Origin of the sequence: Enterobacter sp. BRE11, from assembly GCF_031844285.1 — a bacterium.
Taxonomy (GTDB): domain Bacteria; phylum Pseudomonadota; class Gammaproteobacteria; order Enterobacterales; family Enterobacteriaceae; genus Pantoea.
Genome location: NZ_JAUZUX010000002.1, coordinates 87902 through 109701 on the forward strand (window position 1 = coordinate 87902; position 21800 = coordinate 109701).

The 21800-nt window shown below is 57.2% G+C and carries 22 protein-coding genes and 3 tRNA genes; 11 read left to right on the forward strand and 14 right to left on the reverse strand.

Annotation, left to right across the window (positions count from 1 at the left end):
- Positions 1-376 precede the first annotated feature (376 nt).
- The 7 genes from sufA to Q9R34_RS02590 are packed head-to-tail and all read left to right on the forward strand — an operon-like array spanning position 377 to position 6992.
- Entirely contained in the window at positions 377-751 is a 375-nt protein-coding gene (gene sufA / locus Q9R34_RS02560) for a Fe-S cluster assembly scaffold SufA (protein WP_434125525.1), read from the forward strand.
- Between the two features lie 7 nt (positions 752-758).
- The gene (gene sufB, locus Q9R34_RS02565; protein WP_434125526.1) at positions 759-2252 is read left to right on the forward strand and encodes a Fe-S cluster assembly protein SufB; all 1494 of its coding nucleotides are present in this window, start codon (positions 759-761) and stop codon (positions 2250-2252) included.
- Positions 2253-2294: 42 nt separating this feature from the next.
- Entirely contained in the window at positions 2295-3041 is a 747-nt protein-coding gene (gene sufC / locus Q9R34_RS02570; protein ID WP_033789824.1) for a Fe-S cluster assembly ATPase SufC, read from the forward strand.
- Positions 3016-4293, forward strand: a complete 1278-nt coding sequence (gene sufD / locus Q9R34_RS02575) for a Fe-S cluster assembly protein SufD (RefSeq protein ID WP_485892281.1) — start codon at positions 3016-3018, stop codon at positions 4291-4293. Before sufC ends, sufD begins: the two co-directional genes overlap by 26 nt.
- On the forward strand, positions 4293-5516 hold the full coding sequence (gene sufS, locus Q9R34_RS02580; RefSeq protein ID WP_485892458.1) for a cysteine desulfurase SufS: 1224 nt from the start codon (positions 4293-4295) through the stop codon (positions 5514-5516). The genes sufD and sufS overlap by 1 nt, the downstream gene beginning before the upstream one ends.
- A 20-nt stretch (positions 5517-5536) precedes the next feature.
- Positions 5537-5953 carry a cysteine desulfuration protein SufE gene (gene sufE, locus Q9R34_RS02585; RefSeq protein WP_033789826.1) on the forward strand — a complete coding sequence of 139 codons (417 nt, stop codon included), beginning with the start codon at positions 5537-5539 and terminating at the stop codon, positions 5951-5953.
- Positions 5954-6008: 55 nt separating this feature from the next.
- Positions 6009-6992, forward strand: coding sequence for a L,D-transpeptidase family protein (locus tag Q9R34_RS02590; RefSeq protein ID WP_485892282.1), 984 nt, complete (start codon positions 6009-6011; stop codon positions 6990-6992).
- 86 nt (positions 6993-7078) lie between these two features.
- On the opposite strand, the gene Q9R34_RS02595 is transcribed toward Q9R34_RS02590, so the two are convergent.
- The 6 genes from Q9R34_RS02595 to Q9R34_RS02620 form a co-directional block, all read right to left on the reverse strand.
- Complete coding sequence (locus tag Q9R34_RS02595) at positions 7079-7315, reverse strand: major outer membrane lipoprotein (RefSeq protein WP_007374746.1); 237 nt, start codon at positions 7313-7315, stop codon at positions 7079-7081.
- A gap of 301 nt (positions 7316-7616) precedes the next feature.
- Positions 7617-9029, reverse strand: coding sequence for a pyruvate kinase PykF (pykF, locus tag Q9R34_RS02600; RefSeq protein ID WP_434125531.1), 1413 nt, complete (start codon positions 9027-9029; stop codon positions 7617-7619).
- A 344-nt stretch (positions 9030-9373) separates the two neighbouring features.
- A tRNA-Val gene (locus Q9R34_RS02605) sits at positions 9374-9450 on the reverse strand.
- 11 nt (positions 9451-9461) lie between these two features.
- Positions 9462-9538, reverse strand: a tRNA-Val gene (locus Q9R34_RS02610).
- A gap of 3 nt (positions 9539-9541) precedes the next feature.
- Positions 9542-9618 (reverse strand) — tRNA-Val (locus tag Q9R34_RS02615).
- Between the two features lie 208 nt (positions 9619-9826).
- Positions 9827-11200: an MATE family efflux transporter gene (locus Q9R34_RS02620; RefSeq protein ID WP_485892284.1), complete on the reverse strand. Its 1374-nt coding sequence runs from the start codon at positions 11198-11200 to the stop codon at positions 9827-9829.
- A gap of 193 nt (positions 11201-11393) precedes the next feature.
- On the opposite strand from Q9R34_RS02620, the gene Q9R34_RS02625 reads away from it, so the two are divergent.
- On the forward strand, positions 11394-12032 hold the full coding sequence (locus tag Q9R34_RS02625; protein ID WP_485892285.1) for a riboflavin synthase subunit alpha: 639 nt from the start codon (positions 11394-11396) through the stop codon (positions 12030-12032).
- A gap of 43 nt (positions 12033-12075) precedes the next feature.
- Here Q9R34_RS02625 and cfa read toward each other — a convergent pair whose 3' ends face one another.
- Positions 12076-13224 (reverse strand): cyclopropane fatty acyl phospholipid synthase, encoded by a 1149-nt coding sequence (gene cfa, locus Q9R34_RS02630; protein WP_434127043.1) that lies wholly within the window; start codon positions 13222-13224, stop codon positions 12076-12078.
- Positions 13225-13532: 308 nt separating this feature from the next.
- A complete protein-coding gene (gene punC / locus Q9R34_RS02635; RefSeq protein ID WP_485892286.1) occupies positions 13533-14735 on the reverse strand; it encodes a purine nucleoside transporter PunC in 1203 nt (400 codons plus the stop codon).
- A gap of 120 nt (positions 14736-14855) precedes the next feature.
- Here punC and punR point away from each other — a divergent pair, with 120 nt between their 5' ends.
- Positions 14856-15761, forward strand: coding sequence for a DNA-binding transcriptional activator PunR (gene punR / locus Q9R34_RS02640; RefSeq protein ID WP_485892287.1), 906 nt, complete (start codon positions 14856-14858; stop codon positions 15759-15761).
- On the opposite strand, the gene purR is transcribed toward punR, so the two are convergent.
- A complete protein-coding gene (gene purR, locus Q9R34_RS02645) occupies positions 15758-16783 on the reverse strand; it encodes an HTH-type transcriptional repressor PurR (RefSeq protein WP_434127046.1) in 1026 nt (341 codons plus the stop codon). The genes punR and purR overlap by 4 nt on opposite strands.
- A 285-nt stretch (positions 16784-17068) precedes the next feature.
- On the opposite strand from purR, the gene cydH reads away from it, so the two are divergent.
- Complete coding sequence (gene cydH / locus Q9R34_RS02650) at positions 17069-17158, forward strand: cytochrome bd-I oxidase subunit CydH (RefSeq protein ID WP_094078480.1); 90 nt, start codon at positions 17069-17071, stop codon at positions 17156-17158.
- 47 nt (positions 17159-17205) lie between these two features.
- Here cydH and Q9R34_RS02655 read toward each other — a convergent pair whose 3' ends face one another.
- Positions 17206-18006 (reverse strand): C40 family peptidase, encoded by an 801-nt coding sequence (locus tag Q9R34_RS02655; RefSeq protein ID WP_434127047.1) that lies wholly within the window; start codon positions 18004-18006, stop codon positions 17206-17208.
- Positions 18007-18368: 362 nt separating this feature from the next.
- Between Q9R34_RS02655 and Q9R34_RS02660 the strand changes: the two genes are divergently transcribed.
- Positions 18369-18704: a Grx4 family monothiol glutaredoxin gene (locus Q9R34_RS02660; protein WP_179256429.1), complete on the forward strand. Its 336-nt coding sequence runs from the start codon at positions 18369-18371 to the stop codon at positions 18702-18704.
- Between the two features lie 42 nt (positions 18705-18746).
- Here Q9R34_RS02660 and rnt read toward each other — a convergent pair whose 3' ends face one another.
- The 4 genes from rnt to Q9R34_RS02680 all read right to left on the reverse strand — a co-directional run bounded on the left by rnt (position 18747) and on the right by Q9R34_RS02680 (position 21793).
- Positions 18747-19421, reverse strand: coding sequence for a ribonuclease T (rnt, locus tag Q9R34_RS02665; RefSeq protein WP_434127048.1), 675 nt, complete (start codon positions 19419-19421; stop codon positions 18747-18749).
- A 111-nt stretch (positions 19422-19532) separates the two neighbouring features.
- The gene (gene gloA, locus Q9R34_RS02670; protein ID WP_033747448.1) at positions 19533-19940 is read right to left on the reverse strand and encodes a lactoylglutathione lyase; all 408 of its coding nucleotides are present in this window, start codon (positions 19938-19940) and stop codon (positions 19533-19535) included.
- A 110-nt stretch (positions 19941-20050) separates the two neighbouring features.
- Positions 20051-21148 (reverse strand): N-ethylmaleimide reductase, encoded by a 1098-nt coding sequence (nemA, locus tag Q9R34_RS02675; RefSeq protein ID WP_485892288.1) that lies wholly within the window; start codon positions 21146-21148, stop codon positions 20051-20053.
- Positions 21149-21196: 48 nt separating this feature from the next.
- Positions 21197-21793: a TetR/AcrR family transcriptional regulator gene (locus Q9R34_RS02680; RefSeq protein WP_434127050.1), complete on the reverse strand. Its 597-nt coding sequence runs from the start codon at positions 21791-21793 to the stop codon at positions 21197-21199.
- Positions 21794-21800: the final 7 nt, after the last annotated feature.

Here is a 21800-nt window from a genome sequence, read left to right on the forward strand (position 1 = left end):
TATTGAATGATAATAATTATCATATTCAACTGGATGCGGATTGCAATTGCGCCGTGCGAAAATTTTCACGATTTACTTAGCCTGTTAATAAAATCGGCAAGAACAATTTCTGCACATGTGATAAAGGCGTAACCTATCAATAAGAAATTATTAATAACTGGCCGAAAAAAATTTTACGTATTTTTAACAGGTTAGGTCATAGATTTTGGCGCGCGCGCGCTCGCCGCAAAGGGCTGTGAAGCAGCTATGCTTAATAAAGCAGTGATTAAAAAGAGCACAAGATGATTATCCCTGCAAAACAAGAGGTTGAAGTGATCGCCCAGATCCTTACCATAGGGGAATAGCCTGAAAAGGTCCGGACTTACGAGGTAACAACATGGCATCTGTAAATGCAGCAACGTTCTCTCCTGATGATTTCGTCTGGAAAGGGGTCACGCTGACTGATTCCGCGGCAAAGCAAATTCTTAGCCTGGTGGCGCAAGATCCTGAAGTAAAAGGTCTGCATCTGGGCGTGAAGCAATCCGGCTGTGCCGGTTTTGGTTACGTTATGGATCTGGTGAAAACGCCTGCCGACGACGACCTGCAGTTTACCCATAACGGCGCAACGCTTTACGTGCCGCTCCAGGCGATGCCGTTTATCGACGGTACGGAAGTAGATTATGTCCGCGAAGGCCTGAACCAGATTTTTAAATTCAATAACCCTAAAGCTCAACACGCCTGCGGGTGCGGTGAAAGCTTTGGCGTCGAGTAAGTGAAATATGTCACGACACAGCGAAACATCTGACGATGTACAAATGTGGGAAGGCAAGCTCAACTACAAAGAGGGCTTCTTTACCCAGTTGCAAACCGACGAAATGGCGCACGGCATCAACGAAGATGTGGTGCGCGCGATCTCGGCTAAACGTAACGAGCCAGAGTGGATGCTGGAGTTTCGTCTTAAAGCCTTTCGCGCCTGGCTCGAAATGGAAGAGCCGCACTGGCTGAAAGCGCATTACGACAAACTGGATTATCAGGATTACAGCTATTACTCGGCGCCGTCATGCGGCAACTGCGACGATAGCTGCGCCTCTGAGCCGGGCGCGCTGCAGTCCTCGGGCATCGAAGAGACCAACACCTATCTGACGCAGGAAGTTGAGAAGGCGTTCGATCAGCTGGGCGTGCCGGTGCGCGAAGGACGCGAAGTGGCGGTCGATGCGATTTTCGACTCTGTTTCCGTTGCTACGACCTATCGCGGCAAGCTGGCAGAGCAGGGCATTATTTTCTGCTCGTTCGGCGAAGCGATTCAGGAACATCCTGAGCTGGTGCAGAAGTATCTCGGCACCGTCGTGCCGGCCAACGACAACTTCTTTGCGGCGCTGAACTCCGCCGTAGCCTCCGACGGCACCTTCGTCTATATCCCGAAAGGGGTGCGCTGCCCGATGGAGCTGTCGACCTATTTCCGCATCAACGCGGCGAAAACCGGTCAGTTCGAACGCACCATTCTGATTGCCGACGAAGAGAGCTACGTCAGCTACATCGAAGGCTGTTCCGCGCCGGTGCGCGACACCTATCAGCTGCATGCGGCGGTGGTGGAAGTCATTATTCATAAAAACGCGGAAGTGAAGTACTCCACTGTGCAGAACTGGTTCCCAGGCGGCGAAGGCGAAGGCGGCATTCTCAACTTCGTCACCAAGCGCGCGCTGTGTGAAGGCGAGAACAGCAAAATGTCCTGGACGCAGTCCGAGACCGGCTCTGCCATTACCTGGAAATACCCGAGCTGCATCCTGCGCGGCGATAACTCTATCGGCGAGTTCTACTCGGTAGCGCTGACCAGCGGCCGTCAGCAGGCAGATACCGGCACCAAGATGATCCACATTGGTAAAAACACCAAATCGACCATCATCTCCAAAGGTATCTCGGCCGGTAAGAGCCAGAACACCTATCGCGGCCTGGTGAAAATCATGCCGACCGCGACCAACGCGCGTAACTTTACCCAGTGCGACTCAATGCTGATCGGCCCCGATTGCGGCGCGCATACCTTCCCGTATGTCGAGACCCGCAACAACACCGCTCAGCTGGAACATGAGGCGACCACCTCACGCATCGGCGAAGATCAGCTGTTTTACTGCCTCCAGCGCGGTATCAGCGAAGAAGATGCGATCTCCATGATCGTTAACGGCTTCTGTAAAGACGTTTTCTCTGAGCTGCCACTGGAATTTGCCGTGGAAGCGCAAAAACTGTTAGCCATCAGCCTTGAGCACAGTGTGGGCTGATGCCGTCACACGCGTTGCCGGAAGCAATGTGAAGGAATAAGTATGTTAAGCATTAAAGATTTACAGGTTAGCGTTGAAGACAAAGAGATTCTGCGCGGTCTTAACCTCGAAGTGAAACCGGGCGAAGTGCACGCCATTATGGGCCCGAACGGCTCAGGCAAAAGCACACTCTCTGCCACGCTGGCTGGCCGTGAAGATTACGAAATCACCGGCGGTTCCGTGAGCTTTAAAGGCAAGGATCTGCTGGAGCTTGACCCGGAAGACCGCGCGGGCGAAGGCATCTTTATGGCGTTTCAGTATCCGGTCGAGATCCCGGGCGTCAGCAACCAGTTCTTCCTGCAGACTGCGGTCAACGCGGTGCGCAAATATCGCGGCAAAGAAGAGCTGGATCGTTTCGACTTCCAGGACTTTATCGAAGACAAGATCCACCTGTTGAAGATGCCGGAAGATCTGCTGACCCGTTCGGTCAACGTCGGCTTCTCCGGCGGCGAAAAGAAACGCAACGACATCCTGCAGATGGCGGCGCTGGAGCCGGAGCTGTGCATCCTTGATGAAACCGATTCCGGTCTCGATATCGATGCGCTGAAGATCGTCGCGGAAGGAGTCAACAGCCTGCGCGACGAAAAGCGCGCCTTTATCATCGTGACCCACTATCAGCGTATTCTGGACTACATCAAGCCAGACTTCGTGCACGTGCTGTACAAAGGTAAGATCGTCAAATCAGGCGACTTTACGCTGGTGAAACAGCTGGAGGAGCAAGGCTATGGCTGGCTTACCGACGAAGAGTGATAACGCCCTGCAGCAGTGGCATCATCTGTTTGAATCGCGCGGCGAGTCTCGCTCGCTGCAGGCTCAGCAGCACTGGCAACAGCTGATGCGCGTCGGTCTGCCGACGCGTAAGCATGAAAACTGGAAATATACCGCGCTGGATGGGCTGCTGGCCCACCAGTTTGCGCTGCCGCAGGCGAAAAGCCTGAGTCAGGCGCAGGTCGACGCGCTGGCGCTGCCGCTGGACGCGATCCGCCTGGTGTTCGTCGACGGTCAGTTTCAGCCGTCGCTGAGCCCGGCCGATACAGAACTCTTCGCCGTTCAGCATAGCCGCGCCGCCGAGCGCCGCCCGCTGCCGGCGCCGGTGCAGCCGGAAGTCTTTCTGCATCTGACCGAAAGCCTGGCGGAAGAGGTCACCTCGATTCGCCTGGCACGCGGCAAGGCGGCGGCGCGTCCGCTCTACCTGCTGCATATCACCAGCGGCCAGGCGGATGCGCTCAACACCGTGCATCATCGCCACCATTTCGAGCTGGAAGAGAGCGCGCAGGCGCAGGTTATCGAGCATTACGTCACCCTGGACGGCGCACAGCACTTTACCGGCGCGCGCTTTACCTTCGCGGTCGGCGACAATGCCCAGCTGAAACATATCAAGTTGGCGTTTGAAGAGAGCAGCAGCTACCACTTCGCCCATAACGATATCGTTATCGGTCGCGATGCGCAGGTAAGCAGCACCAGCTTCCTGCTGGGCGCGGGCCTCTCTCGTCACAACACCAGCGTGCAGCTCAACGGTGAGAACACCCAGCTGTCGCTGAACAGCCTGGTGCTGCCGATGAATTCGGAAGTGGCGGATACCCGCAGCTATCTGGAGCATAACAAAGGCCACTGCCTGAGCCGTCAGCTGCATAAAACCATCTCGCGCGACAAAGGCCGCGCGGTATTTAACGGCCACATCAAAGTGGCGCAGCACGCGCTGAAAACTGACGGGCAGATGACCAACAACAACCTGTTGCTGGGTCGTCTGGCGGAAGTGGACACCAAGCCGCAGCTGGAAATCTATGCGGACGACGTGAAGTGCAGCCACGGCGCGACCATCGGCCGCATTGATGATGAGCAGATGTTCTACCTGCGTTCGCGCGGCATTGCAGAAGAGGCGGCGCAGCAGATGATTATTCACGCTTTTGCGGCCGAACTGACCGAAGCGCTGGATGATGAGACGCTGCGTCAGGCGGTTCTGCAACGCATCGCGGCGCGTTTCCCTGGAGATGCCTCATGATGAACTTCGATCTCGAACGTATCAGGGCCGACTTCCCGATCCTGAAGCGTGAGGTCAACGGTCATCCGCTGGCCTACCTTGACAGCGCGGCCAGCGCCCAGCGTCCGCTGGCGGTGATTAACGCCGAAAGTCATTTTTATCAGTATGGCTATGCGGCGGTGCACCGCGGCATTCACAGCCTGAGCGCGCAGGCCACCACCGATATGGAAAACGTCCGCCTGCAGGCGGCGCGTTTTCTTAACGCCTCCTCGCCGGAAGAGATTGTGTTTGTCAAAGGCACCACCGAGGGCATCAACCTGGTGGCAAACAGCTGGGGCGCAAGCCAGCTGCAGGCCGGTGACAACCTGATCATCACCGAGATGGAGCACCACGCCAATATCGTGCCGTGGCAGATGGTGGCGCAGCGCACCGGCGCAGAGATCCGCGTGCTGCCGCTGAACAGCAGTGGCGAGCTGGCCATCGACGCGCTGGCAGGGCTGATTGACAGCCGTACGCGCCTGCTGGCGGTGACGCACGTCTCCAACGTGCTCGGCACCGTAAACCCGGTCAAAGCGCTGGTGGCGCAGGCGAAAGCCGCCGGGCTGGTGACGCTGGTGGACGGTGCGCAGGCGGTCATGCATGGCAAGGTTGACGTGCAGGATATCGGCTGCGATTTCTACGTCTTCTCCAGCCACAAAATTTACGGCCCTAACGGCGTCGGCATTCTCTACGGGCGCAAAGCGCTGCTCGACGAGATGCCGCCCTGGGAAGGCGGCGGCTCGATGATCGATCAGGTGGTGCTGCCTGTCGGCACCACCTGGAACAAAGCGCCCTGGCGTTTCGAAGCGGGCACGCCTAATACCGGCGGCATTATCGGCTTCGGCGCGGCGCTGCGCTATGTCGAAGAGATCGGTTTTGAGGCGATTCAGCAGCGTGAACAGGCGCTGATGCGCTACGCGCTCGACAAGCTCGCCTCAGTGCCCGATCTGGTGATTTACGGCCCGCAGGATCGCGCAGGCGTCATCGCGTTTAATCTGGGCAAGCATCACGCCTACGACGTCGGCAGCTTCCTCGATCAATACGGTATCGCTATCCGCACTGGCCACCACTGCGCCATGCCGTTGATGCGCCATTTCGCCGTGCCGGCGATGTGCCGCGCTTCGTTCGCCTTCTACAACAGCGAAGAAGAGGCCGATCGTCTGGCGGCGGGTTTGACCCGTATTCATCGTTTGCTGGGCGGTTGAGCAGAGTTCAGGAGTCAGTCATGGCCACGTTGCCAGATAAAGAGAAACTGGTGCGCAACTTTAACCGTTGCGCCAACTGGGAAGAGAAGTACCTCTACATCATCGAGCTGGGCGCAAAACTTCCAGAATCATCTGAAAGCCTGCATCAGCCGGAAAACGTGATTTCCGGCTGCCAGAGCCAGGTCTGGATTAAGATGACGCCGCAGAGCGACGGCACCCTGGCGTTTGAAGGGGACAGCGACGCCGCTATCGTTAAGGGATTGATTGCAGTGGTATTTAGTCTGTATCAAAACCTGACGGCAGCCGATATCGTCGCGCTGGACGTGCGGCACTGGTTCGCTGAGCTGGCGTTAACCCAGCATCTGACGCCGTCGCGGTCGCAGGGCCTTGAGGCGATGATTCGGGCAATTCGCCATAACGCTCAAAATCTCCTCTGAGTTAAACTAGCAGACGCCAACAGGCGTCTGTTTTTTATCTGAAAGAGAAGATTGCATGAAATCAGCCTTACGTTTCGCCGGTGCGCTGCTGCTAAGCGTTGGACTTGCCGCGCCGGCTTTCTCCACGGAATACCCGCTTCCTGCCGCCGACAGCCGCCTTATCGGCGAAAATCAGCTAACCACCGTTCCCGACGACAAACGTCCTCTTGAAGCGATTGCGGCGAAGTACCAGATTGGCCTGCTGAGCATGCTGGAGGCGAATCCAGGCACCGATCCCTGGCTGCCGAAGGCGGGCACGCAATTGGTGGTGCCGCAGCAGATGCTGCTGCCGGATACGCCGCGCGAAGGGATTGTGGTGAACCTGGCCGAACTGCGCCTCTACTACTACCCCAAAGGCGAAGACAGCGTTATCGTCTATCCCATCGGCATCGGTCAGCTTGGCGCCGCGACGCCGGTGATGGTGACCAGCATCAGCCAGAAGATACCGAATCCAACCTGGACGCCAACCGTCAATATCCGCAAGCGCTACGCTAAAGATGGCATCACGCTGCCAGCGGTGGTGCCTGCTGGCCCGGAAAACCCGATGGGGCTCTTTGCGCTGCGTCTGGCGCGCGGCAGCGGCAACTATCTGATCCACGGCACTAACGCCGATTTCGGCATCGGTATGCGCGTCAGCTCCGGCTGCATACGTCTGCGTCCGCAGGATATCGAAGCGCTGTTCAACAGCGTGCCGAAAGGCACGCGCGTGCAGGTGATTAACCAGCCGGTGAAGTATGCCGTTGAGCCGGATGGCAAGCGCTATATCGAAGTGCATCAGCCGCTGTCACACAGCGATAAAGATGACCCACAAACCATGCCGATAGCGCTCAGCCCAGCGATGAAGAAGTTTATCAAGAGTCCACAGAGCGACAGCGCGCTGATCAAAGCGGCGCTGGAGCGTCGTTCCGGCATGCCGGTGCTGGTGTCGAGCGGGGAGGCGGTGACAAAACCATCTGAGGCAGTGTCAGAGCAGACGCAGAGCGCGCAGGCGACACCCTGAACCTGACAATCGCCGCCGTAGCCAGGCGGCAAAACGAGGGCAAAAAAAATGGCGCCACATGGGCGCCATTTTTAATACCAGAACTCTTACTTACGGTAAGAGTGAGCCTGGTTGTCCAGACGCTGGTTAGCACGAGCTGCGTCATCTTTAGCAGCCTGCACGTCAGAACGGATTGCGTTCACGTCGTTGCTCAGCTGGTCAACTTTAGCGTTCAGAGTCTGAACGTCTGAAGACAGCTGGTCGATTTTAGCGTTGCTTGAGCAACCAGCCAGCAGAGTTGAACCCAGGATTACCGCGCCCAGTACCAGTTTAGTACGATTCATTATTTATACCCTCTAGATTGAGTTAATCTCCATGTAGCGTTACAAGTATTACACAAAGCTTTTTAAGTTGAGAATAAATTTTTGATGAGAAGATGCTTAAACTTGCTCGTTCGCTCAAAGAAGCAGCGCTCAACCGCATATGATAAAAATATTTAGCGAAAACAGAGAGATTTAATCGGATTAACCTTAATTTCGGAGGATATTGAATAGTTATTATCGATTGGAAATTTCCCGTTTTTGTATTAGTGACGGAATAAAAAAAGCGCCCCTGAAGGCGCTTTTAAATAAATGCTCAGACAAATTAAATGACGTGTACTGAGGCGGTATTTGTGGTACCGCTTGGTACTAATGCGCCCGAAACCATCACCACCACGTCGCCTTTTTGTGCATAGCCGCTTTCCAGCGCCGCTTCTTTGCCGATGCGATAGAAATCGTCGGTAGAAGCGATCTCGGTGACCAGACGCGTTTCGATACCTTTGCTCAGAATCAGCTGGCGAGCGGTAGTCTCATTGGTGGTCAGTGCAAGGATAGTGGCGTCCGGGAAGTATTTGCGCACCGATTTGGCAGACTTGCCGCCTTCGGTAGCGACCACAATCAGCGGCGCTTCCAGTTTCTCGGCGGTTTCCACCGCGCCGCGGCAGACGGCTTCTGTGATGCGCAGCTTACGGGAGTCTTCCAGCGCGTCGATGCGCGACTTCATCACGCGGTCGGTACGCTCGCAGATGGTGGCCATAATGGTCACTGACTCCAGCGGATATTTGCCCTTAGCGCTCTCACCGGAAAGCATAACCGCATCGGTGCCGTCGAGGATGGCGTTGGCTACGTCGCCCGCTTCCGCGCGAGTAGGGCGCGGATTCTTGATCATTGAGTCGAGCATCTGGGTCGCGGTGATCACGACCTTGCGCGCCTTGTTACACTTCTTGATCATCATCTTCTGCGCGAAAATCACTTCTTCCACCGGGATTTCTACACCCAGATCGCCGCGCGCCACCATGATGCCGTCAGAAGCATCGAGGATTTCGTCGAAGTTGTTCAGGCCTTCCTGGTTTTCAATTTTGGAGATGATCTGGATATGCTCGCCGCCGTGGGCTTTCAGATGCTCGCGGATCTCCAGCACGTCGGAGCGCTTGCGAATAAAGGAAGCCGCCACAAAGTCGACGCCTTGCTCGCAGCCGAAAATCAGGTCACGCTTGTCCTTCTCCGCCAGCGCAGGCAGCTGAATAGAGACGCCTGGCAGGTTAACACCTTTGTTCTCGCCGAGGTCGCCATTATTCAGCACGGTGCATACCACGGTGTTTTCCGTGACTTCTTTGACTTCCATGCCGAGCAAACCATCGTCTACCAGCACGGTGTTGCCGATTTTCAGATCTTCGGTGAAGCCCGCGTAGGTGACGGCAACACGTTCGCTGTTACCGATCACGCTCTGGTCGGTGGTAAAGGTAAAGGTCTGTCCCGCTTTCAGGGAAACATCGTTACCGCCTTCCAGTTTCATGGTGCGGATTTCCGGACCTTTGGTATCGAGCAGAATGGCGGCCTGACGACCGGTTTTCTGCATCACCGCGCGCATGTTGGTGATGCGCTGGCCATGCTCGGCGTAGTCGCCGTGCGAGAAGTTGAGACGCATAACGTTCATGCCGGCTTCAAGCAGCTGGGTCAGCATCTCTTCTGATTCGGTTTTCGGGCCGATAGTACAAACGATCTTGGTCTTTTTCATGACAGGTTATCTGTAAGTTGTGATGGATGACGAAGGTTGGGATTCGATGACGACGCACCGAAATGAGAATTCTGGTTGATAACGAAACGGACAGTACAACGTAAGAATAGGTGACGCAGGCTGAGCGTGCAGGGAAGTTGTGCGGTTACGTCTGGAAACCGACAATAGCGTGTTGCGCAAAGAGTTTGAGTTATCGCCATAGGCACGCCGCGCTGAAACCTTTCAAGTGGAACAACGCGGGATAGTATAGACGCTAAGTATCCGAAAACCAATTAAAAAGCAGAGAAGGAAACGACGGAGATCAATAAAAAGCGATGTTGCGCAAGGAAGGAAAACAGCAAGAGTGGTGCGCTCTAATGGACTCGAACCATCGACCCCCACCATGTCAAGGTGGTGCTCTAACCAACTGAGCTAAGAGCGCATTCAGAAATTTGGTGCGTCCGAGTGGACTTGAACCACCGACCCCCACCATGTCAAGGTGGTGCTCTAACCAACTGAGCTACGGACGCACTTGGTGCGCTCTAATGGACTCGAACCATCGACCCCCACCATGTCAAGGTGGTGCTCTAACCAACTGAGCTAAGAGCGCAACACGCTGTCAGGGCGACAGCGGGGACGAATATTAACGACACGCCGCAACGCTGGCAAGGGGAAAAACGCTTTTTTGATACTGACTGACCAGCAACTGCGCTATGCGTCGTTTTTTTAAACGTAGCAGGACGTTAAAGGCGCATCCAGGGCTGACCGCGCCAGGAGAGAGACGAGCCGAAGCCCGCCATCTCCTCCGACCGCACGGCTCAGCGCGCGGCGCGCGCGAGGATAACCTGCGCAGGGAGCTGTTGCAGGCGGCGAATGCGCCACAGCATCATGATCGCCGCCGAGGTCAGGCCGATAATAAACCCGCACCAGAAGCCCGCCGGGCCCATGCGCGGCACTACCCAGTCAGTCATCGCCAGCGTATAGCCGCTGGGCAGCCCCAGCAGCCAGTAGGCGATAAAGGTAATAAAGAAGATCGAGCGCGTATCTTTATAGCCGCGCAGAATGCCGCTGCCGATAACCTGAATCGAATCGGAGAACTGGTAGATCGCCGCCAGCAGCATCAGCTGCGCCGCCAGCGCGACCACCTCCGGGTTGTCGTTATAGAGCAGAGCGATCTGATGGCGAAAGGTCACGGTCAGCAGCGCGGTTATCGCCACCATGCAGACGCCGACGCCCTGGGCGGTCCAGGCCGCGACGCGCGCCTGCTCAGCCGAGCCCTGGCCCAGCCGGTAGCCGACGCGGATAGTGGTGGCGACGCCAAGCGACAGCGGCAGCACGAACATCAGCGAGCTAAAGTTCAGCGCGATCTGATGGCCCGCCACGTCGACGATACCCAGCGGCGACACCATCAGCGCCACTACGGCAAACAGCGTCACCTCGAAAAAGAGCGCCAGCGCGACCGGCAGGCCGAGTGAAAACAGACGCTGCAGCACGGCGCGCGATGGCGGCGACCAGCGGGAGCGCATGCGAATATCGCGCATGGCGCCCATGCGTCGCACCCACAGCCGCATCACCAGGAACATCACCCAGTACACCGATCCGGTCGCCACGCCGCAGCCCACGCCGCCCAGCGTCGGCATGCCGAAGTGGCCGTAGATAAATATCCAGTTAAGCGGAATATTGACCAGCAGGCCGATAAAGCCCATAACCATGCCGGGTTTGGTTTTCGACAGCCCTTCGCACTGGTTGCGCATTACCTGGAAAAAGAGGTAGCCGGGCGCGCCCCACAGCAGAGCGTGAAGATAGCCTTCTGCCTTCAGCGCCAGCTGTTCATCAATATCCTGCATGGCGCGAATGAGGTAACCGGCGTTCCACAGCACTGCCATAATCAGAATGGCAACGAAGAAGGCCAGCCAGTAAGCCTGGCGAACCTGTTCAGCGATACGTTCGCGGCGGCCGGAGCCGTTGAGTTGCGCAACGGTTGGCGTCAATGCAAGCAGAAGACCATGGCCGAATAAAATGGCCGGAAGCCAGATAGAGGTGCCGACTGCGACGGCGGCCATATCCGTGGCGCTAACCGCGCCGGCCATGATGGTATCTACAAACCCCATTGCAGTCTGCGCCACCTGAGCAAGGATGACTGGAATCGCAAGGGCAAGCAATTGACGCGCTTCTGTTAAATACTTCTGCACGTTAACACCTGTTAAAAAAGAAAAGGGGAGTAATCCCGGAGAAATGCGCGGTTAGTGTAGCGGCATTAACAGGATTCACCAAGTTTTGTCACGCCGTGCGTTATATTGCGGCTGTAAAGCGGACGCGACGCGGAAATAATATTCGCGCGCTAAGCTGTGGTAAGCTAGAGCAAACTTCGCAGAGGCCAAAACTATGTTTACCGGAATTGTGCAGGGCACCGCAAAGATTGTGTCCATTGAAGAAAAAGATCTGTTTCGCACCCATGTCGCAGAGCTGCCGGAAGAGCTGCTGCCGGGGCTAGCGCTGGGCGCATCGGTAGCGCACAACGGCTGCTGTCTGACGGTGACGGCCGTTGAAGGCAATCGCGTCAGTTTCGATCTGATTAAAGAAACGCTGCGCGTCACCAATTTAGGCGACCTGCAGGAAGGCGACGTTGTCAATATTGAGCGCGCGGCGAAATTCAGCGATGAGATCGGCGGCCACCTGATGTCTGGCCATATTATGACCACTGCGGAAATCTGCAAAATTATCCAGTCGGAAAATAACCGCGAAGTCTGGTTTAAAATTCAGGACCCGACGCAGATGAAATATATTCTGCATAAAGGTTTCGTGGGTATTGACGGCATTAGCCTGACGGTAGGAGAAGTGACCAGAAGCAAATTTTGCGTCTATTTGATCCCGGAAACCCTGGAGCGCACGACGCTGGGTGCGAAAAAGCTGGGGCACCGCGTCAATATCGAAATCGATCCGCACACGCAGGCGATCGTCGATACTGTTGAGCGCGTGCTGGTGCAGCGCGAAGCCGCCGCGCTGCGTCCTGACGTCGAATAAGCATAAAAAAAGGCGCTCCGGGCGCCTTATTCTTCACCGCGGCTTAGCGCGCGACGCGCAGGCCGCCTTCTACGCCGCGGCTAAATACCACCTGCCACAGCTGAATATCGCGAGCGCGAAAGGCACCGGCGCAGGCGTTAAGGTAGTAGCTGAACATGCGCTTAAACCGTTCGCCGTAGGTTTCACTCAGCTGCGGCCACGCCTGCAGGAAGCGCTCATACCAGGCCATCAGCGTGGTGTCATAATCGGCGCCGAAATTATGCCAGTCTTCCAGAATGAAATGAGATTCGCTGGCATCCGCGATATGGCGCACCGACGGCAGACAGCCGTTGGGGAAAATATATTTATCAATCCAGGGATCGACATTCATATCGGTGCGGATGGCGCCAATGGTGTGCAACAGGAACAGTCCGTCCGGCTTGAGGTTGCGGTCCACCACGTCGAAGTAGGTGGCGTAGTTTTTCGGGCCAACGTGCTCGAACATGCCCACCGAAACGATACGATCAAACTGCTGGTTAAGATCGCGATAATCCTGCAGCAGAATAGTGACGTCCAGGCCTTCGCAGCGCTGCTGCGCCAGTTTTTGCTGCTCTGCCGAAATGGTCACGCCGTGCACCACCGCGCCGTAGTGGCGAGCGGCATACTCCGCCAGGCCGCCCCAGCCGCAGCCGATGTCCAGCAGCGTCATGCCCGGCTCCAGCTGCAGTTTGCGGCAGATCATATCGAGCTTCGCTTCCTGCGCCTGCTCCAGCGTCTCGGCCTCTTTCCAGTAGGCGCAGGAGTATTGCATATAGGGATCGAGCATCAGCGAGAAGAGGTCATTCCCGAGATCGTAATGCTCCTTGCCCACGATCCAGGCGCGTTTTTTCGACTGTAGGTTGGTGAGACGCGCGGCGGCCACGCGCAGCGTATCCTTGAAGTGGTGCGGCAACTGCTGGTCCAGCTTGTGCTTTAGCACGCGGTGAAAAAACATATCCAGCCGTTCGCACTCCCACCAGCCATCCATATAAGCTTCGCCAAGACCAAGTGAGCCTTCCTGAATCACGCGCTTAAAAAAGTCAGGCTGTTTAACCTGAATATCCCAGGGGCGGCTGCCGTTGATTTCGATGTCCGCTTTTTCCAGCATTTCGTGGACAATGCGATACCAGTGGTTTTCTTCAAGGCTCACTTCTTCTATTAACGATGAACTCATAGCTTCTCCATCACCTGTCCGCGTTGAACCTGAGAAAAAGAATAGTCAATTTCTCAAGTCCTGTGAGAAATGTCACGGATTGCTCCGTGCGCCTGATATCCGACGTTTTACAGAGGATTGGATCTAAAAATCGGGGTCTGACGCAGCAGGAAACGCGCGCGCAGTCACCATCCGGGCGATAAGCCTCGCCTAATAATAGAACAATTATGTTATTGATTTGTTGCAGATTTATTGACCCGATTGAGTATATGCTCAACCGGGTCAGTATTCAACGACTTATTGTTAGGGCGCTAACTATAAAAGTTGCCTTAGTGATTATCCTGGCAGGGAGTGGTAACGCGGACAATATCCATTTGTGCGCTGGCACGTCGCTGCCAGACGTAGCCCGCTATCGCCAGCGCGATAGTGGCGACCATAATCAGCGTAGTCATCAGCAGCGGCTGTTGTAAACCTGCGGAGACCGCGAGGCTGGCAAGGAAGCAGAGGCCAAGCTGCAGGGTATTCTGCAGCGCCGCGGCTTTACCGGTGGCGTGCGGGAAGGGCAGCAGCGCATTCGACACCACGATTGGGTAGATCGCGCCGTTCGCCAGCGCCATGCCGCAGAAGGGCGCAAGCAGGGCAATCAGGTTGTGGCTTCCGCTGAGGGCCACGGCGAACAGCGTCGCCACGCTCAGGCTGTAAAGCGCCAGCAGCAACGGGAGGAGCTGCGCGCCACCAAAACGGTTGAGCAGCGCGCGGCAGCCAAATCCGCCCAACAGAAAGGCGATGGTTTGCGGAATATAGCTCAGGCCGATATCCGCCGGCGTCAGGCCTGCATCGGCGAGAATAAAGGGCGAACCGGTCAGCCAGGCGAAAAAGCTGGCGGAGCAGGCGGCATAGATCAATACGTTGCCGCCATAGACGCCGGAGCGCAGCAGCGAGAAAAAGCCGGGCTGCTCGCTCGCCTCTTTGGCCGCCGGGCGGCTGGCGGGCAGGCGCAGCGTGACCAGCATCAGCGCCACGCCGGTCAGCGTCAGCACCAGAAAGATCGAACGCCAGTGAAAATGGCTAATCAGCCAGGCACCAAGCAGCGGCGCCAGCGCGGGCGAAAGCGCCACCAGCGGCATAATGGTGGCGAACACCTTATTAGCGCGCGCGCGTGGGTAGCGATCTACCACCAGCGCCTGCCAGCTCACCGCCGCGGCGCAGACGCCGATGGCCTGAACAAAGCGCAGCGCCAGCATCAGCACCGCATTCTCCACCCACAGCATGCCGGCGCAGCCAAGCGCGAATAACCCCAGCCCCATCAGCAGAACCGGTTTGCGGCCGATGCGGTCGGAAAGCGGGCCCCAGAAAAGCTGGCCGATGGCGAAGCCCGCCAGGAAGAGGCTCATACTGGCGCTGATAATGCCGGGCGAGGTATTAAAGCTGATCTGCATCGCGCCGAAGGCGGGCAGATACATATCGGTCGCCAGAAAGCCCAGCATGCTGAGCAGAGCGAGGTAGGGCAGAAATCCTTTTGATGACAGCATGATTTTTACTCTCATATTTCGACAGGCAGGTTAAACGCGGCAGAGTGTAAAAGGGTGCGCCCGTTACTGTGAAACGTTAATATTTGCAGAGTGCTGTGAAAATTTTTGAAAGGAAAAAGCATGTGGTCTGAATATGCGCTTGAGGTGGTAGACGCCGTGGCGCGCACCGGCAGTTTCAGCGCCGCCGCGCAGGAGCTGCATCGCGTGCCCTCTGCCGTCAGCTATACGGTGCGTCAGCTGGAAACCTGGCTGGCGGTGCCGCTGTTTGAGCGACAGCATCGCGACGTGGCGTTGACCGCCGCTGGCGAGCATTTTGTGCGTGAAGGGCGCGAGGTTATCAAAAAAATGCTCGCCACCCGCAGGCAGTGCCAGCAGCTGGCTAACGGCTGGCGCGGGCAGCTTAGCATCGCCGTCGATCGCATTGTGAAGCTGCCGCGCAGCCGCCAGCTGGTGACTGATTTCTATCGCCACTTTCCCGATATGGAACTGCACATCAGTTATGAGGTGTTTAACGGCGTCTGGGACGCGCTGGCCGACGGACGCGTTGAGGTGGCGATCGGCGCCACTCAGGCGATCCCGGTCGGCGGGCGCTTCTCCTTTCGCGATATGGGGGCGCTGAACTGGCGATGCGTCGTGGCGCGCCATCATCCGCTGACGCACCAGCCGCAGCTCGACGACGATGCGCTGCGCGCCTGGCCATCGCTGGTGCTGGAGGATACCTCGCGCGCGCTGCCGCGCCGCATGACCTGGACGCTGGACAACCAGCGGCATCTGGTGGTGCCGGACTGGCAGGCGGGGCTGGCGTGCGTACTGGATGGCTTATGCGTGGCGATGATGCCGGGCCATCTGGCGCGGCCGCTGCTGGATAAGGGCGAGCTGGCAGAGCTGGCGCTGCCTGCGCCTTTTCCGGAAAGCCCCTGCTGCGTGAGCTGGTCGGAGGCGCACGCATCGCCGGCGCTCAGCTGGCTGCTCAGCTATCTCGGCGATGCGCAAACGCTCAACCAGGAGTGGTTAAGCGAGGATTAACGGCGATAGTCGCGGAACGGGCCGTCGCCGACTGAGCGGCGCTCAATCAGCGTAGGACGCACTTCGATGGTCTGCGACACTTCGCGTTTGCTGGTAATGCGATCGAGCAGCATCTCCAGCGCCTTCTCGCCCAGTTCGGCTTTCGGCTGATGCACGGTGGTCAGCGCGGGCGTGAAGTAGCGCGCGTTGCGCACATTGTCATAGCCGATCACCGAAATATCCTGCGGCACGCGCAGGCCCATCTCGTCGGCGGCGCAGATCGCGCCCATCGCCATAATATCGCCGCCGCAGAAGATCGCCGTCGGGCGCTGCTTCTGCTGCAGGATCTGCTGCATCGCCTGGTAGCCCGACTCCGGCTCGAAATCGCCCTGTACGATCCACTCGGGACGCACCGAGATGCCCGCTTCCTCCAGCGCTTGCAAAAAGCCCGCGTGGCGTCCGCCGCCGGTGTTGCGCTCCAGCTGGCCAGGAATCGCTCCGATATCGCGATGGCCGCGTTCAATCAGATAGCGTCCCGCCAGATAGCCGCCCTGAAAAGCGTTGTCGAGCACGGTGTCGGTAAAGTCGCCGCGCGATTCACCCCAGTCCATCACCACCATCGGAATATTGCGGTTCTCTTCCAGCATCTTCAGCAGATCGTCCGGATACTCGGAGCACATGACCAGCAGGCCGTCGACGCGCTTCTGCGCCATCATCGACAGATAGGCGCGCTGCTTCTGCAGATCGTTGTGGGCGTTGCCGAGAATTAAGGTATAGCCCCGCTCGAAGCAGTGATGCTCAACCGCTTCGATGATTTCCGCAAAATAGGGGGCTTCGCTGGAGGTAGCCAGCAGCCCCAGCGTTTTGGTGTGGTTAACCTTCAGGCTGCGCGCCACAGCGCTGGGCGAATAGTGTAATTCCTGAATCGCCTGCCAGACGGCGTTGCGCGTCTCTTCCGCAACGAAGCGCGTTTTATTGATCACGTGAGAAACGGTGGTGGTGGAGACACCCGCGCGCTTCGCGACATCTTTGATTGTTGCCATTAAAAAGAGACTCCAGAACTTATCAATAAGCTACTGATAAGCATAATGTTAAACGTTTGCGTCCGCTAAGAGAGTTTTCTGTTAATTCGCTACAGTTTTTGTCGGTGAAATACTCACTGGGCAGGACAAAACAGGGGCTGTTGCGTGCGAACGGCACGGGCGTTGCGTCAGTTGCGCAACAGAGCCGGGGATTCTAACAAGGCTTGCGGGATAAAACGAGATTTTTACCGGCAACTATGGGAAAATCACACAAGACCCTGACAACTGTAAGGATAAGGAGAGGTAATGAGCACCGATTTAAAACTGGCGTTGATGACCACCGGCGCGGCACTGCTGATGATTGTGGCCTTTAGTTTTACCGCCGTCATGCACTAACAGACAGCCATAAAAAAACCGGGATTATCCCGGTTTTTTTATGGCGCTTAGCGAATGGTTTTCGGCGTCATCACCCGGCGCGCGCCGATGTAGTGACGCTGCCAGTAATCATCCGAAAGCCCGCTAATCTGGATATCTTTACCAGTGCGCGGCGACTGAATGAATTTGCCGTTGCCGAGATAAACCCCGACGTGGTCAGCGGTGCCGCGGCCGTTGATGCGAAAGAAGACCAGATCGCCTTTCTCCAGCGACTCGCGCTTCACCGGCGCAGCGTCGCGCAGATGGTACATTTCGTTGGCGGTGCGCGGAATTCTGAATTTTACCAGGTCTTTATAGGCGTACCAGACGAGGCCGCTGCAGTCGAAACCGGTGTGCGGTGACGTACCGCCCCACTGATAAGGTTTGCCGAGCTGACCCATCAGCTTGGTCATCGCCGTTTCGCGTGCTTTCTGGTAGCGCAGGCGATGGGACTTGCTCATTTTGAGGGTGGAAGTGGCGTCGGCATCCAGCGGCGTGAGAGGAGTGGCTTTTGCGGTGGTCAGCGTGCGCTGGCGGCCATAGCGTTTGCGAGAGGATTTCAGGGTTTTTTTCGTGTCGGCGGCGGAAGCGGAAAGCTTAGCCGTTTCAATCTTCTTCTGCTTTTTCAGTTTGAGTTTTTGCGCAGTAGAAGAGCGCGCTTTTTTCGCGCTGGTTTTAACCGGTCGCCGTTTGCGGCGCTCATCTTCGCGCGCGCTTTTTTTCTCTGCCTTGTGCAGGCTGGCGTTAACCGGCGCTTGCGGCGAAGCCGAAGCGATGTTCATGAACAGCTGCGCGAAAGCTAATATAAAGAGCGTAATCAGTAATCGCATAGTCCGGTTACAGGGTTAGCGGTTACGACAACAGGCCGTAACGAGGTTAGAAAAATCTGATCGGAGATCAGCGCCGGGGCCATTCTAAGCCAGGTTTTTTTCAAAAGTTAAGCCATTTTTCTATTAAACTGTTACAGGGTTGCAGTTGGGTTTAAAATAAGCAATTTCAGCGGCTTATAGCAGCAAAGTTATTACCAGATATGAACAGCTTAAGTTTTGATTATCGTCAGAAAAAATCAGATCTTTACTAAAGAACTTAACAAACATGGCGGTTTCACCCGACAAGCGAGAAATTGTCGTTTTCAGGGACGGGGCGAAGTCGCTACAATAAACAAACACGAAGTAGGGAATTAAGGAAGGCAATTATGAGTACTGTAGAAAAAATTCAGCGCCAGATCGCAGAAAACCCGGTCCTGCTGTATATGAAAGGCTCGCCGAAACTGCCAAGCTGCGGTTTCTCTGCACAGGCGGTGCAGGCGCTCTCTGCCTGCGGTGAGCGCTTTGCTTACGTGGATATTCTGCAGAACCCTGATATTCGCGCCGAGCTGCCGAAATATGCCAACTGGCCGACCTTCCCGCAGCTGTGGGTAGACGGTGAACTGGTTGGCGGCTGCGATATTATCGTCGAGATGTTCCAGCGCGGCGAACTTCAGTCGCTGATTAAAGAGACAGCAGAAAAGCACAAAGAAGCGGAATAAAAATCCGCGCAATTGAAAAGGCCGACGCAAGTCGGCCTTTTTTTACGCCTGCTCCGGCGCCGTTTCCGCGTCGTCGCTCGCTGCCATCGGCAGCGGCCAGCCGCCCAGCCGTTTCCAGCGGTTTACCAGCTCGCAGAACAGCGTTGCCGTCTGCTCGGTATCGTAGAGCGCAGAGTGCGCCTGGGTGCTGTCAAAATCCATGCCTGCCGCTTTACAGGCTTTTGCCAGCACTGTCTGCCCCAGCACCAGCCCGCTCAGCGCGGCGGTGTCGAAGGTGGCAAAGGGATGGAAAGGGTTGCGCTTCAGCCCGGCGCGCCCGGCGGCGGCCATCATAAAATTGAGATCGAAGGTGGCGTTGTGCGCCACCATGATGGCGCGATTACAGTGGTGATCTTTGATGCCTTTGCGCACCATTTTGAAGATAGCGTGCAGCGCCTCATATTCGCTAATCGCGCCGCGCAGCGGGTTGCTGGGGTCGATGCCGGTAAACGCCAGCGCCTCCGGATGAAGCAGCGCGCCTTCGAAAGGCTCGACGTGGAAATGCAGCGTCTGGTCGCGGTGCAGCCAGCCCTCTTCGTCCATTTTCAGCGTGGTGGCGGCGATCTCCAGCAGCGCATCGGTCTGCGCGTTAAAGCCTGCGGTCTCGACATCGATCACCACAGGATAGAAACCTCGGAAACGTTGATTCAGCGCGTTCAGGGAGTTCGTTTCAGACATCAGCATCTCATAGCAGAAAATAGGCAGCGCGCATTATGGCAAAAAAAAGAGGAGGGTGCAGCAGAAGGGAAAGCTTCAGCCTGCCGCAGCGTGCAGACTGAAGCGGCAAACTTAGTTGCCCAGGCCGTGACCGGCGTGTTTATTTTCGATCAGCTCGATCTTGTAGCCGTCCGGATCTTCGACGAAGGCGATAATGGTTGAACCGCCTTTCACCGGACCCGCTTCGCGCGTGACCTTGCCGCCCGCGTTGCGGATGCGGTCGCAGGTCGCCGCTACGTCATCGACGCCCAGCGCGATATGGCCGTAGGCGTTGCCGAGATCGTAGCTGTCCACGCCCCAGTTATAGGTCAGCTCGATCACTGCGCCTTCGCTCTCTTCGGTATAGCCCACGAAGGCCAGCGTATATTTATACTCCGTGTTTTCGCTCTGACGCAGCACGCGCATGCCGAGAACGCGGGTGTAGAAGTCGATAGAACGTTGCAGATCGCCAACGCGCAGCATGGTGTGAAGTAAACGCATAACATCCTCTTTTATGAAATCGTCATCGTCTGATGACTCAAACGCTAAGTATAGCGGTGAAAATAGCAAAAACGGCCGCTGGCGTAACCGTTGTCACGCCAGCGTCGCGCTTAAAGCGTCGGGTAATCGGTATAGCCCTCTGCGCCGCCGCCGTAGAAGCTTTCGGGACGCTGCGGATTTAGCGGGGCGTCCTGCTGCAGACGCGCCACCAGATCGGGGTTGGCGATAAAGTCGCGGCCGAAGGCCACGGCGTCAATCAGGCCGCGCGCAATCAGATTGTCTGCTTTCTCCACGGTGTAGGCGCCCGCGCCGATAATCACGCCCGGGAAGCGCGCGCGCACTTGTTCGCGGAAGGCCTCGCTGTAGGGCTTACCGCCCGCCCAGTCCGGCTCGGAAAGGTGCAGGTAGGCGATATTGCGCTTCGCCAGTTCGCCGATATACCACAGCGCGGCTTTCTCTTCCTCAGGGCCATTGTCCAGATTCTGGAAGCTGCCGATCGGCGAAACGCGAATGCCGACGCGGTCGGCGGACCAGTTGGCGATGGCGGCGTCGACCACTTCCAGCGCAAAGCGGCCGCGTTTTTCAATGCTGCCGCCATATTCATCGGTGCGTCGGTTGGAGTCGGGCGCCAGGAACTGATGCATCAGGTAGCCGTGCGCTGAGTGCAGCTCCAGCAGATCGAAATCCGCCTCGCGCGCATTAGCGGCCGCCTGGCCGAAATCTGCCACAATCTGTTTGATCTCGGCCACCGTAAGCTCGCGCGGCGTCGAGGTCTCTTCGCGATAGACGCTGCCGTCTTTCGCGCGCAGCGAAGTGCGCGTGCCGGCGGCGATAGCCGAGGGCGCGACAGGCGCTTTGCCTTCCGGTTGCACGCTGTTGTGCGAGATGCGGCCGGTGTGCCATAGCTGAACGGCGCTGTGGCCGCCCGCCTCGTGAATGCCTGCGTTAATCGCTTTCCAGGCGGCAATCTGCTGCTGGGTATGCAGGCCCGGCGCGCCAGCGTAACCTTTCGCCTGGAAAGAGACCTGCGTCGCCTCAGTGATAATCAGGCCGGCGCTGGCGCGCTGACGGTAATATTCGCCCATCAGCGGGGTTGGAATGTCGCCCGGCTCAATACTGCGCAGACGCGTCAGCGGCGCCATAAATACGCGGTTTGGTACGGTAATCGCACCCACTTTAAGCGGGCTAAACAGCTGGGTACTTGCCATAACAACTCCTGTAGTAGACCGGTCTGCTATAAAACGGCGTTTTTAAAATCAGTGGGTTTGCAGCCACTGTTCGAGAGTGCTGAGGGCCAGGCGCAGCGGCTGTGGCTCGCGGGAGAGCTTGCTCTGCAGGCTGGCGCCCAGCCACAAAATATAGATCACTTCCGCCATCTCGCGCGGCGCGTAGGGCAGCGTCATCCTCTCCTGCCGCAGCGCCGCTTCGAGCGTGTGCGTATAAGCCGCGATAATGCGACCGGCACCGTGCTGCAGGGCGTCGCGCATCGGCTCGGAGAGATCGCAAACTTCCGCGGAGAGCTTCACCGCCAGACAGCCGACGATATGTCCCTGTTCGCTGAACAGCTGCTCGGCCTGGCGAAAATGGTCCAGCAGCCGCTCGCGCGGCGTGCCTTCGCCATGCTGCAGCCGCGCCTCGACCTGCTGATGCAGATGGAGAAAGTAGCGCTCCAGCAGCGCCACGCCAAACGCCTCTTTCGAGCGGAAATAGTAGTAGAAGGAGCCTTTCGGCACCTCCGCCTGCGTCAGCAACTCGCTGAGTCCCATTCCGGTGAAACCGCGCTGCAGACAAAGCTGCTCGCCGGTGGCGAGCAGCTGTTCACGGGTTTCGGTGCGTTGCTGCGTCTTGTTCATGGCGCTT